Here is an 11,802-nt window from a genome sequence, read left to right on the forward strand (position 1 = left end):
AATATTATTAATAGAACAACGAGAGTTATGTTAAGTTTTTGTAAACTTTTCGATAAAATGTTTTAAAAAACGACAGTTTTTTGTTAGAATTGATTAGCCAATATATTTTACATATATTACTTTTGTGGGGGTAACAATAATGGTCTTTAAATCAAAAAAAGATAAATTTTCTGAAATGTTAATGAATGTTTCCGAAAATTTAAAAGAAGGCGCGCAGTTTTTCGTGGAGTATAAAATTAAAAATGCTAGCGATTTAAAAGAATTTTCTATGCGCATGAAAGAGTATGAGTCAAAAGGTGACTCATTTATTCACGAAATCATTATGGAGTTAAACAAAGCGTTTATCACTCCGATTGAGCGTGAGGACATCCTACAACTTGCAATGAGTATGGATGATGTATTAGACGGATTAGATCACAGTGCTGGTCTGTTCGAAATGTATTCTATTACAGAAGCTGATGAATACATGATTAAATTCGTAGAAGCAATTAATCAATGTGCGATTGAGATTGCAAACTCTGTTGAATTAATGTCTAACAAAAAATTAGTCGACATTCGTACAAATGCGATTAAAATTAAGGATTATGAATCACAGTGTGATGATATTCGCCGTCATGCGATTAAGAACTTATTCTCTCGTGAAAAAGATCCGATTAAGATTATTCAATTTAAAGAGATTTACGAAGAGCTTGAAGAAGTAGCTGATAGCTGTCAAAGCGTTGCAAACGTATTAGAAACAATTATTATGAAGAACGCGTAAGGAGTTTGATCATGGATACACTCTTGATACTGACCGTTTTAGTAGTCATTTGCGCTTTAGCTTTTGACTTTATCAATGGATTTCACGATACAGCAAACGCTATTGCAACGGCTGTTTCAACGAAAGCTCTAAAGCCTAGACATGCCATTATTATGGCGGCTATTATGAACTTTTTAGGCGCAATGACATTTACAGGTGTAGCAAAAACGATTACAAAAGATATCGTTGATCCATTCGCCTTACAAAATGGTTCTCTTGTAATTTTAGCTGCTTTGCTTGCGGCGATAGCTTGGAACTTAATTACTTGGTACTACGGTATTCCAAGTAGTTCTTCGCATGCAATTATCGGCTCAATCGCAGGTGCAGCAATTGCGGCCGCTGGGATTAGCTCGCTAAATCTTAAAGGATTTATTAAAATTATTGAAGCTTTAATCATTTCACCGATTATCGCTTTCGTTATTGGTTATACCGTATACAGTATTTTTAAAGTAGTATTTAAAAACTTTAACTTAACAAAAACGAATAAGAACTTCCGTATATTCCAGATTTTCACTGCAGCATTACAAGCCTACACACACGGTACGAATGATGCACAAAAAGCAATGGGAATCATTACGATGGCTCTTATGGCTAATAACTATCATACTTCTAGCGATATCCCGTTCTGGGTACAATTATCTTGTGCTATCGCAATGGGGCTTGGTACTTCTGTCGGCGGATGGAAAATTATTAAAACTGTCGGTGGACAAATTATGAAAATTCGTCCTGTAAATGGTGTAGCTGCCGATTTATCATCATCACTTGTTATTTTCGGTGCAACATTCATTCACTTACCGGTTAGTACGACGCACGTTATCTCTTCTTCTATTTTAGGGGTTGGTGCTTCTCACCGTGTGAAAGGGGTAAAATGGGGAACTGCAAAACGCATGTTAATTACATGGGTTATTACACTTCCTATTTCAGCTTCTTTAGCTGCTCTGTTTTACTACCTATTACATTTTGTTTTCTAATCAAAAGTCGTCTTCCTTATTTTTCTAGGAAGACGACTTTTTTGTGAACAAGCCTATTTCTCATTAAAAAGCGTGTATAATAATTGGTGGATAAGTTATTTAGAGGAGTTGGCAATTTTGGAATACATCATGTTACTTTTCATCGGACTAATCGCCGGAACAGTCGGCAGCCTAGTTGGGCTTGGAGGCGGAATTATTATTGTTCCGTTATTAATTGGATTACACAGTTTATCACCACAACTTGCAGTAGGGACTTCTATGGTAACAGTCGTTTTCACAGGACTATCTTCCACCCTTACTTACATGAAGCATAAGCGAGTAGATTATAAAAGTGGACTTATTTTATTTATCGGAAGCGGCCCTGGTGGTATTATCGGATCATGGGCAAATAAATTTTTAAACCAAGACACATTTTCTTTATACTTTGGGATTTTCCTTATATTCGTCTCAATTCTACTTATGCTTCGAGACAAATTAAAACCTCTTTCCCTCTCAAATACGTCTGTAATTAAGCGTTCTTTTACAGATAATGATGGAAATACTGTACACTACCAATTCCCACCGTTTCTTGCTATCTTTATCGCCTTTATAGTTGGGTTTATATCTGGATTATTTGGAATTGGTGGCGGTGCCTTACTTGTTCCAGCAATGATGCTTCTTTTTGCATTCCCAGCACATATTGCAGTAGCAACTTCAATGTTCATCGTATTTCTATCAGCAATTGTAAGTTCTGCAACTCACATCTCACTTGGAAATGTCAGCTGGATTTATGCATTAATCCTGATTCCGGGTGCATGGATTGGCGGAAAAATCGGGGCTTACATTAATACAAAACTAAGTGGTAACGCCGTAATTAATTTATTACGTATTACGTTGATTATTCTTGGAACTAGATTAATCATTATTTCCCTTTTATAACGTATTCTTTTTAGAATGCGTTTTTCTTATACACATGAATATAAAAATCCTCCGAGGAGAACAAATAAAATTAAACAAACACATAATAACATATAATTTGAAATATGTACTTTCTTCAAGTTGACCACTCCTATAACTGCGACTGTTATCTTTATGATAGCGAAAAAATAGTTCACTTGCAGTTACAGAGTGCTAACAATGCAAAATCAATTATTACAAATTTTATCCTTATATTTCATTTCTTTGTATATTCTATCGATTTAATAAAAAAAGATGTCATATTGACATCTTTTTTAATGAAGAAGTGACCACCCCATGAAGTCTTCATGTACTTGGCACGCCCTCTTATCGTTTCGATCATATAATTCAGCATAGCTATCTGTTTCTTCATCATAAGCCATCGTATAAATAATTTGGCCGTCTACTTCAACGGATAAAACGACTCCACCTTTCATTTCTTCTACATGAATGATAGCATTCGCCGGAATTCTCATATCCGTCATTCTCATCGCATCTAACAATATACTAAACCCCCTACAGCGTATTCATTGCTAGTACTATTACACACTAAATAGTATACTACTGTAATAGCATACATTTCGTCAATGAAATTGCTGTTGAAATAGCATATTGTCTATATACATATACGCTAAAATAGAAGAAATAGAAACATATTAATGGGGGGCTAACATTGATTCTACACAAAGGAGATGTACTATTCCGTCAAGGCGAGGACGGTCCTTTATACTTTATAAAAACAGGCTTATTAAAAGTAGTTCGGCTAGAAGAAGACGGAACACCATTTTTATTCAACATTATCGTTCCAGGTGAAACGATACCTCATCATTCTTTAATTTCACCGAAAGAATATCACGGTACAGCTATCGCTTTAATAAAAACAGAAGTGGAACCGATCACTAGTAGTGAATGGTACGAGAGACTTCAAGCAAATCCCGAATCGTATGCTAACATCGCTATGCAATTGCAATCTAAATTAAGAATGATGCAACAACGAATTGATCAATTGACAACCGTCTCTCCGAAAGAACGTCTTCATCGTTTACAAGAATGGTTCACCCTATATTTAGGTGACATTCCTATATATGAAATATTAACACAAACCGAAATTGGTCAACTGATAGGTATACGTCGTGAAACAGTAAACCGTTTATTACGAGAACAAATAAAAAACGAGGTAAAATAAATACCTCGTTTTTTTGCTTATTGTAAGCCTGTTGCTGGGCCGAAAAATTCATAATGAATATGCTCTTGTTTCACACTTAAATCAGTTAGTGCAGCATTTATATGCTTCATAAATGCTACTGGACCACAGAAATAAAACTCTGCTTCAGTTGTCGGAATAATAGTTTTTAACCATTCACTTTCAATGAAACCTTCTTTATCAAAGTTCTTCATTTCTAAATCTTTTTCAGTCGGTGCAGAATAACAAGTATATGCTTTAACTTGTTCATATTCATTTTCTACTGTCTTAACGTGTTCTTTCATTGCATGTGTATTACTATTTATTGCTGCATGAACAAAATATACATTACGTTTTGAATCTTGTTCAATTAACGTATTTAACATACTCATCATCGGTGTAATCCCTACTCCACCACTAATTAGTACAACTGGTAATGTTGAATCCATATTTAACACGAAATCTCCCGCTGGTGCACTTACTGGTAAAACATCTCCTTCTTTTACATGTTCATGTAAGTAATTAGACACTTTACCGTCTGGTGTATCTACACCTTTTTCTTTTTTTACACTAATACGATAATATTCTTTCCCAGGAGCATCGGATAAACTATATTGACGATTATGTGTATATGTCTCACCTTCAATATTGATTTGAATCGTTACATATTGACCTGGGATGAATGAAGAAACTTTCCCTCCATCTTCAGGTTTCAAATAAAATGACGTAATAACATCGCTTTCCTTCACTTTTTTAACAATCACAAAGTTGCGGAAGTCTTTCCATCCACCTTCTTTATGTGCAGCTTCTTCATACATCTCTGCTTCAATGCTAATGAATGCATCAGCAATGACACCATATGCTTCTCCCCATGCATTTAAAACTTCATCAGGTGCACCTGCGATCTCTTTAATGGCACGTAGTAAACATGTACCTACAATCGGGTAATGCTCTGCTTTAATACCTAAACTTCTATGCTTATGACCAATTTGTTTTACAACTGGAATAATAGCTTCTAAATTATCAATGTACGTTGCAGCTGCATAAACAGCATTCGCTAACGCTTGTTGTTGTCTTCCCTTTTTCTGATTTGTATGGTTGAAAATATTCAATAACTCCGGATGTTCCGAAAATAAAATTTCATAAAATCTCGTTGTAATTTCAACGCCTTTTTCTTGTAATAATGGTACTGTTGACTTTACGATTTCAATTGTTTTTGCACTTAACATTGTATCCCACTCCTCTATTTCCTTAACTGTTTTTAGTTTAACTGAATCTTATAATGCAGATTGTGATTTTAATCACTATTAACACGGTGTTTTTGTGAATAATATATGAACATTATATTTACAAAAGAAAATAAGCTAACTAGAATTCTAGCTAGCTTATTATTTTGTTTGTATAGCTTGTTCAATTACTTTTATATCTTTCCCATCGCCAAACTCCGTATATCCCCAGATATTCGTTTCACCTCTATATTTATTTACGATAATATCCAAGTCATGATATACACGGTGGGCATACACTACATACTCAATATTTTGAAGTTCCACACCTTTTTTTACAATTTCATAGCTTCTATTTACATCGCGTTTTATTTTTTCATTCTTTATTTCTGTATGTATATTTTTTAACGATGATTCTTGTTGTTGAAACCATTGCTTAAATTGATTCCAATCCCCGTCTGTATAATTCTCTGCTTTACCGTAATTTAAGAAATTATTATAGCTTTCATGTGTCATTCGAATAAAATTTAGCACTTTTGTCTCTTCTTGCACATCTTCTATTTGAGCTATTGTATTTACCTCAGCAGGCTTATTCGCATAATGTAACAGCACTTTCATAAGACTATAACTCGCAATGATCATCACGATAATAATCCCGAATACACTTAACAATTTCTTCATATACAGAACTCCTTCTCTACTAAAAATATTACAATGTATGACTATACTTGTAACTTTCTCTCGTAGAAATATAATTCCTGTATAAATTCTTCCTATCATTTCGACAATATTTTTCTATACATTTCTCGTTGGCAAATGTTCTTGTAAAACAATATATCCTTCATAAGCTGTGTAACCGAGTATAGCCATTAATCCGATATAACAAGCAAATACTGTCCATTTCGTTTTCGCATCCACTTTATAATAGTTTTCTTGTTGTTCCTTTTCTGTTTTCCATTCATTTAATTTTCTTTCTGACGCTTCAAATGCTTCCCTTATGTGAATTGTATACTCATCTTTTTCATCTTCATATGGAACATAATCTAACCGTTCGAACTTCGGTAAAAGATACTCTAACACTTCCATTTTTTGAAGTTCACCTATTTGTAACTCTTTTTCCCGTTCTCTTTGTCTTAATGCATTCATCTCATGATGCATCACGTATATAGTCCGATGTACAGCACCCGTTTCTTTTAATTCCTCTTCAAGCCTAGTAACATATTCTTTCATCCCATCAATTTTATGCCCTAATTCCTTAATCGGCTCATCTCTCTTTATTACTCTATATAACTCCATACAACCGATAATAACAATAAATCCTCCCAAAATACTTTTAAAGTAAATTGAATAGCCAAGTAATAAAATAAGGCCTGCTCCCCAAATTTTAGTACTGACAACTGAAATAATTCTCCCACCATCTAGCGGCGAAACGGGAATTAAATTAAAGAAATTAATCATACTTCCAAGCAAAATAACAAGCGCCCAAAATGGCTCTTTCGTCATTATATAAAGCGGTATCGCCGGTAAAAATGACAGAAGTCCGAAAAGCGGCCCCATATAGGCAATGTAAGCTTCATCTTTCGCATTTTTCGGCACCTCTTTCATTCCAATAAGGGCCCCCATAAATGGAATAAAGATTGCTGGCGATGTCGGGATCCCCTTTCTTTTCGCAGCCCATAAATGGCCCATTTCATGAACAAACAACAAATAAATGAGCGCCACTCCAAATTTCCAACCATATAGAACTGCGTATGCGCCAAGCGATAGAAACATACTAAATACCGTTGAAAACTTTGCTAATTTAAAAATTGCAAATACCCACTTTAACTTAGACAGTAAAAATAGACCTATCGCAACAATAATTCCCCATAATCCTTTTTTATTATTTTTCATATTCCTCTCCTTTATCTCTCATTAATGAATCATATCATTCATCAAAGCTTGTTCTTTTCTCTATTATGACATATTTTTTTCTATTGTTAGAAATAATGTTTATATAATCCATTTTCAGCCAAAAATATAAATAAAAGGAGGTGTACACAAATGAATTTACAATCTCTTATAATAGGTGCTCTATCGTTTTTAGCTTCAACTCTTATTTTTTATACCGTTAGTTACGTATTATTATTAGATTTGTTGCCCAATCACGTATTTATTGCCCTTGTCATCCTTTCCGCTCTTATGATTTCTTTTCTTATTACACGAAAATCAATGAATGAGCCATCTACAAAAGCAAAGTAATAGAGAGGGGTGCTTTCCCCTCTCTATTATCATTTCCTAGGAAAGGTCATATAGATTTGACGAGTTTACATTCATTCCAATCCGTAAGGGCTAATTAAAGTCTCACTTTATCTTTGAAAATTCATTTTTTCACCATAATCTTTAACAATCTGAATTATATTTTGAAACACACCTATTTTTTCTTTTTCACTGTTTAATATTTTCAAATCATAATTTTCGTAATATGTTTCTAATGATTTTAATTGTGATTCTGAAGCGCTTTTTATCGGAACAGTAGCATGTAATTCATATTGCTTATACCCTTCCTTTACTTTTTCACCTAAAATCATTTCACTCTCTTTTGCTCCAATTAATTTTTGAACTTTTTCTGGAAAATTGAGTTGCAAATAATATTCTTGCTCCTTCACTAACTTATTGTATAGTGATTGTGAAATCGTATACCGTACCGTATAATTCACGTTTTGATCGCCTGTTTTAATATGAAACGCGGTAATCTGCAAATCTTTTTTTGTTACTTCCGTTAAAGGGCTTACCTGCATCTCATCTTCTTTTTGTTCTGAGACATTTGGAAATATATCCAAAAGCTTTTCCGTATCTTTTTCATTCAACATATACATAGCTTTCTTATATTGCACCCATCCTCGTCTATCTTCTCCCCTTAACCATGCATAATAAGTTTCTTTTTTCCCATCTCTACTAATTTGTATTTCATATTCAGGTTCACCGAAGCTTCCTGTTATTTCTTGTTTCTCAGCTTTATTCAAAATGTCTATTACTAACTTCGCTTCTGATTCCTGCAACTTTTTCTCTTTATGTTTTTTTTGTATAACGGTTACCCCTATTGTTTCTTTCACTTCATTCACCGTCTCTTCTACTTTTTTTGTTTCTTTTTTCGGCTCAACTTGACCACAAGCTGCTAGTAACATAACAAACAACAACACCAATACATATTTCCCTTTCAAATTAATCCTCCTCTTACGATAAGAAATCCTTATAATCTTCATACATAAAACAAAAACGTGACATCCTATTAAATACGCTATACTAATCATTGAAAGGAGGTCTTTATCATGTCCATTAATTTTCATGATGAAAATAATAAGTACACATATGCAACAAGAAACGCTCATATTTCTTGGGCTGAAATGGTAAAAAACATTACAGAAATACAAAACAAGCAAATAATTGATATCGGCTGTGGTGGTGGGATTTATACGAAAGAACTCGCTCTTATGGGAGCCAAAAATGTTGTGGGACTTGATTTTTCAAAAGAAATATTACAAGCTGCAAAAGAAAATTGTAACAACTTTTCAAACATTTCATTCATCCACGGTGATGCACATAATATCCCATACCCTAATGAAACATTCGACATAGTTATTTCGCGTGCAGTTATTCATCATTTACAAGACATTCCTACATTTTTACGTGAAGCTTCTCGTATATTAAATAAAAACGGTGTACTTATTTTACAAGATCGAACAATTGAAGATTGTACAATTCCAGGAAGTCCCGAACACATTCGCGGATATTTTTTCTCTCTATTTCCAAAACTTATTGAAATAGAGTCAAAAAGACGTCCAAAAACCAACACTATACAGACAGAATTACAAAAACATTCTCTTCATGTACTTCCCGCACAAACACAATGGGAAATACGAAAAATACATGATTCTGTAGAAGCATTATTGCAAGATTTATCTCCTCGAACAGGTCGATCCATTCTATATGAGTTAACAGATGATGAACTTTCTCAACTTCTACAACATATACAGACCGCATTACAAAACGTCTCTCCTATTATTGAAAGAGATCGATGGACAATTTGGAGCGCCATGAAGTTGTAAGGAAGGAAGCCTCACAAAATAATGTGAGGCTTCCTTTCTTTCATAATCTAATTTTGCAACACTCTTGATATCCTCCACTTCTGGCCTGTGCACTTCCACACTTCGGACATACTAAATATCTAGACTGATTTGTCAATAAACTACCTTTTTGAAAGAGTAAAACTTCTGCTTGTTTAAACGAACGCGAATAATATAACCACATAAAACCAATTATAGCAATAATGCCAAATAATACTCCCATCGCAAGCATTTCAGTCACCTCTTTTGGTTTGTTCTTTCCAGCAAGTGGATTGTTGTATTATTCTCTGTAAATTCAAACAATCCCTTCTTTACTCTTATAAATATCAACTTTCTCTATGAATTTTACAATTCTCCGCAAATTTTTACTCCTATTTTACAATTCATTATTCCTTTTGCAACAACGAATATCACTTTCGATATTTCCGTATATAAATATATCTTTCAAAAAACATATTGACTTTCTAAAAAAAACATGCAACAATACTGTCAGAATACTTGAATAAAAATTCATTGACGAGAACGAGTACGTTATAGAACTGTTCCCCAGAGAGTTGGCGATTTGCTGAAAGCCAACGTTCAGTGCGTAACCGAAAATCATCTCCGAGAAGTAGAACCGAATGTTACAGTAAGTTCTTACCGGCCGTCCCCCGTTACAAGGAACACGTATCATGTTGTACGTTGCAAAGCCGTATACATATAGATTTATTTCTACATGTGTAAATTAGGGTGGTATCGCGGGTAAATATAACTCGTCCCTTTCTTTAGGGACGAGTTTTTTGTGTTCTTACAAATGAATGAAAAAGGAGGAAAAACAATGAACACTGTATCAAAAAAACATATTTTTTTCACGGGTCTTATGCTATTTTCTTTATTTTTTGGGGCAGGTAATTTAATTTTCCCTCCCATGCTTGGGCAAAACGCAGGTGAAAACTTTTGGCCAGCAATGATTGGATTTTTACTAACAGGAGTTGGCTTACCACTACTTACTGTTATCGCAATTTCTCTATCAGGAAATGGAATGCAGCAACTTGCAAGTCATGTCCATCCATTATTCGGAATTTTCTTTACAGTAGTTGTATACATTGCCATCGGTCCATCCATGGGCATCCCACGTGTTGCAAATGTCGCTTATGAAATGGGGGTTAGTTCTTTCTTGCCAGAAACAATCCGCTCTAGCAGCCTAGTGCTATTTGTATATACAATCATCTTCTTTACTATCGTATTTTGGCTGAGTTTGAATCCATCTAAACTTGTTGATCGTATTGGAAATGTATTAACACCTATTTTATTACTCTCTATTTTCTTATTATTTGTTAAAAGTGTATTTACACCACTTGGGCAATCAGGACCAGCGATGCAAGAGTATCAAACTTCTCCAATCTTCAAAGGCTTTATGGAAGGCTACTTAACAATGGACACTATTTCAGCACTTGCATTCGGAATTATCGTTGTAAATGCAATTCGCTCTAAAGGTGTGAATGATCGTAAGTCCATTGCCATCGCCACAGCAAAAGCAGGGCTTATTGCCGCTACAGGGCTCGTACTTGTATACGGTGCACTCGGCTGGCTTGGGGTAACTAGCGTCTCGCTCGGATATGCAAAAAATGGCGGACAGCTACTTACTGTTATCGTACAACAATTATTCGGTCCATACGGTTTGCTCCTATTATCTCTTATCGTTACACTCGCTTGTTTAACGACATGCGTTGGACTCGTATCTGCGTGCAGCCAATATTTTTCAACATTATTGACTACATTTTCATACAAAACGTTCGCGAGTATCATTTGCGCATTAGGATTACTAGTTGCCAACTTAGGTTTAACGAAAATTATCGCAATATCTGTTCCAATTCTACTTGTTGTGTATCCAATTGCGATTGTACTCGTACTACTATCATTACTTCATAAATACTTCGGTGGATATCGCTCTGTTTATGTAGGTGCTTTAATTGGAGCAGCTGTAGTGAGCGTATTTGATGGATTAAAACAAGGTGGTATTTCAGTTTCATTTATCACACTATATTTTGAATTTATCCCTTTATATAATGAAGGAATCGGCTGGCTAATACCAGCATTAGTAGGAGGTCTTATTGGTCTTGCAACGGCTAAGTTAAGCGGTACGAAAAAAGTTCCATTAGTAACCGAATCTCACGAAGTAAAAGCCTCCTAAAAAAACTCCCAAAAGGGAGTTTTTTTACATTTGATACGCAGCATGATTAAAACTGCTTATTTTATAAGCCTTCGTATAATATTCAATATTCGTATCAACTGTTTCTACCTTGACAACATCATAGCGCTCTTCTTGCTTTACTAAAAATAAATAGTATTCCTCTGTTGCCTCAATAATCGCAATTTTATCTGTTTCAACATTATATTGTTCACAAAGCGCTTGTAATGCGTTCACATAATCCCCTAATTTTTTAGACTTATCCATTCCGAATATAGTTTGAACTAACATATACATTCTCCCCTTTATATGTACTGTTAACACCTCAATGATAACGCTTACATTATTTGTCGTCAATAAAAACATTCAATTGTTTTAACGCCAAATCTATATTGTATCGAGCCAATAATC

Annotated in this window: 14 protein-coding genes and 1 other annotated feature; of the genes, 7 read left to right on the forward strand and 7 right to left on the reverse strand. The window is 34.4% G+C overall.

The genetic code is table 11. The features are described 5' to 3' along the window. Nucleotides 1-139: 139 nt before the first annotated feature. The 3 genes from ACUN13_RS08185 (at nt 140) to ACUN13_RS08195 (ending at nt 2,688) form a co-directional block, all read left to right on the forward strand. A complete protein-coding gene (locus tag ACUN13_RS08185) occupies nt 140-760 on the forward strand; it encodes a DUF47 domain-containing protein (RefSeq protein WP_000231449.1) in 621 nt (206 codons plus the stop codon). A gap of 11 nt (nt 761-771) precedes the next feature. After that, nucleotides 772-1,770: an inorganic phosphate transporter gene (locus tag ACUN13_RS08190; protein WP_000380273.1), complete on the forward strand. Its 999-nt coding sequence runs from the start codon at nt 772-774 to the stop codon at nt 1,768-1,770. A gap of 117 nt (nt 1,771-1,887) precedes the next feature. After that, nucleotides 1,888-2,688 carry a sulfite exporter TauE/SafE family protein gene (locus ACUN13_RS08195; RefSeq protein WP_000455762.1) on the forward strand — a complete coding sequence of 267 codons (801 nt, stop codon included), beginning with the start codon at nt 1,888-1,890 and terminating at the stop codon, nt 2,686-2,688. A 293-nt stretch (nt 2,689-2,981) separates the two neighbouring features. Here the strand turns inward: ACUN13_RS08195 and ACUN13_RS08200 are convergent, their stop codons facing one another. After that, nucleotides 2,982-3,209, reverse strand: coding sequence for a hypothetical protein (locus ACUN13_RS08200; protein ID WP_000883009.1), 228 nt, complete (start codon nt 3,207-3,209; stop codon nt 2,982-2,984). A 170-nt stretch (nt 3,210-3,379) separates the two neighbouring features. Here ACUN13_RS08200 and ACUN13_RS08205 point away from each other — a divergent pair, with 170 nt between their 5' ends. Further along, nucleotides 3,380-3,892 (forward strand): Crp/Fnr family transcriptional regulator, encoded by a 513-nt coding sequence (locus ACUN13_RS08205; protein ID WP_000600585.1) that lies wholly within the window; start codon nt 3,380-3,382, stop codon nt 3,890-3,892. Nucleotides 3,893-3,909: 17 nt separating this feature from the next. Here ACUN13_RS08205 and hmpA read toward each other — a convergent pair whose 3' ends face one another. The 3 genes from hmpA to ACUN13_RS08220 all read right to left on the reverse strand — a co-directional run bounded on the left by hmpA (nt 3,910) and on the right by ACUN13_RS08220 (nt 7,008). Continuing rightward, the gene (gene hmpA / locus ACUN13_RS08210) at nt 3,910-5,118 is read right to left on the reverse strand and encodes an NO-inducible flavohemoprotein (protein ID WP_025689001.1); all 1,209 of its coding nucleotides are present in this window, start codon (nt 5,116-5,118) and stop codon (nt 3,910-3,912) included. A gap of 159 nt (nt 5,119-5,277) precedes the next feature. Continuing rightward, a complete protein-coding gene (locus tag ACUN13_RS08215) occupies nt 5,278-5,796 on the reverse strand; it encodes a hypothetical protein (RefSeq protein ID WP_000735526.1) in 519 nt (172 codons plus the stop codon). A gap of 114 nt (nt 5,797-5,910) precedes the next feature. Continuing rightward, a complete protein-coding gene (locus ACUN13_RS08220; protein WP_025688999.1) occupies nt 5,911-7,008 on the reverse strand; it encodes a site-2 protease family protein in 1,098 nt (365 codons plus the stop codon). Between the two features lie 150 nt (nt 7,009-7,158). Between ACUN13_RS08220 and ACUN13_RS08225 the strand changes: the two genes are divergently transcribed. Then, nucleotides 7,159-7,356 carry a hypothetical protein gene (locus tag ACUN13_RS08225; RefSeq protein WP_001053357.1) on the forward strand — a complete coding sequence of 66 codons (198 nt, stop codon included), beginning with the start codon at nt 7,159-7,161 and terminating at the stop codon, nt 7,354-7,356. A gap of 107 nt (nt 7,357-7,463) precedes the next feature. Here ACUN13_RS08225 and ACUN13_RS08230 read toward each other — a convergent pair whose 3' ends face one another. Next, nucleotides 7,464-8,318, reverse strand: coding sequence for a hypothetical protein (locus ACUN13_RS08230; RefSeq protein WP_000677063.1), 855 nt, complete (start codon nt 8,316-8,318; stop codon nt 7,464-7,466). Between the two features lie 108 nt (nt 8,319-8,426). On the opposite strand from ACUN13_RS08230, the gene ACUN13_RS08235 reads away from it, so the two are divergent. Continuing rightward, the gene (locus ACUN13_RS08235) at nt 8,427-9,203 is read left to right on the forward strand and encodes a class I SAM-dependent methyltransferase (RefSeq protein WP_000026281.1); all 777 of its coding nucleotides are present in this window, start codon (nt 8,427-8,429) and stop codon (nt 9,201-9,203) included. 40 nt (nt 9,204-9,243) lie between these two features. On the opposite strand, the gene ACUN13_RS08240 is transcribed toward ACUN13_RS08235, so the two are convergent. Next, nucleotides 9,244-9,453: a hypothetical protein gene (locus tag ACUN13_RS08240; protein WP_000880630.1), complete on the reverse strand. Its 210-nt coding sequence runs from the start codon at nt 9,451-9,453 to the stop codon at nt 9,244-9,246. A 272-nt stretch (nt 9,454-9,725) separates the two neighbouring features. After that, nucleotides 9,726-9,984 (forward strand) — a binding site (T-box leader). Between the two features lie 54 nt (nt 9,985-10,038). Here ACUN13_RS08240 and brnQ3 point away from each other — a divergent pair. After that, complete coding sequence (gene brnQ3 / locus ACUN13_RS08245) at nt 10,039-11,394, forward strand: branched-chain amino acid transport system II carrier protein BrnQ3 (RefSeq protein WP_025688993.1); 1,356 nt, start codon at nt 10,039-10,041, stop codon at nt 11,392-11,394. Between the two features lie 24 nt (nt 11,395-11,418). Here the strand turns inward: brnQ3 and ACUN13_RS08250 are convergent, their stop codons facing one another. Beyond that, nucleotides 11,419-11,757 (reverse strand): DUF3922 domain-containing protein, encoded by a 339-nt coding sequence (locus ACUN13_RS08250; protein WP_002025529.1) that lies wholly within the window; start codon nt 11,755-11,757, stop codon nt 11,419-11,421. Between the last annotated feature and the right edge of the window lie 45 nt (nt 11,758-11,802).

The organism is Bacillus cereus group sp. Bce041 (genome assembly GCF_052646455.1).

Bases quoted from the DNA above. Each gene is read 5' to 3' on its own strand.
- ACUN13_RS08185 (WP_000231449.1), top strand. From the start codon at position 140: ATGGTCTTTAAATCAAAAAAAGATAAATTTTCTGAAATGTTAATGAAT.
- ACUN13_RS08190 (WP_000380273.1), top strand. From the start codon at position 772: ATGGATACACTCTTGATACTGACCGTTTTAGTAGTCATTTGCGCTTTA.
- hmpA (WP_025689001.1), bottom strand. From the start codon at position 5,118: ATGTTAAGTGCAAAAACAATTGAAATCGTAAAGTCAACAGTACCATTA.
- ACUN13_RS08215 (WP_000735526.1), bottom strand. From the start codon at position 5,796: ATGAAGAAATTGTTAAGTGTATTCGGGATTATTATCGTGATGATCATT.
- ACUN13_RS08220 (WP_025688999.1), bottom strand. From the start codon at position 7,008: ATGAAAAATAATAAAAAAGGATTATGGGGAATTATTGTTGCGATAGGT.
- ACUN13_RS08225 (WP_001053357.1), top strand. From the start codon at position 7,159: ATGAATTTACAATCTCTTATAATAGGTGCTCTATCGTTTTTAGCTTCA.
- ACUN13_RS08235 (WP_000026281.1), top strand. From the start codon at position 8,427: ATGTCCATTAATTTTCATGATGAAAATAATAAGTACACATATGCAACA.
- ACUN13_RS08240 (WP_000880630.1), bottom strand. From the start codon at position 9,453: ATGCTTGCGATGGGAGTATTATTTGGCATTATTGCTATAATTGGTTTT.
- brnQ3 (WP_025688993.1), top strand. From the start codon at position 10,039: ATGAACACTGTATCAAAAAAACATATTTTTTTCACGGGTCTTATGCTA.
- ACUN13_RS08250 (WP_002025529.1), bottom strand. From the start codon at position 11,757: ATGTTTTTATTGACGACAAATAATGTAAGCGTTATCATTGAGGTGTTA.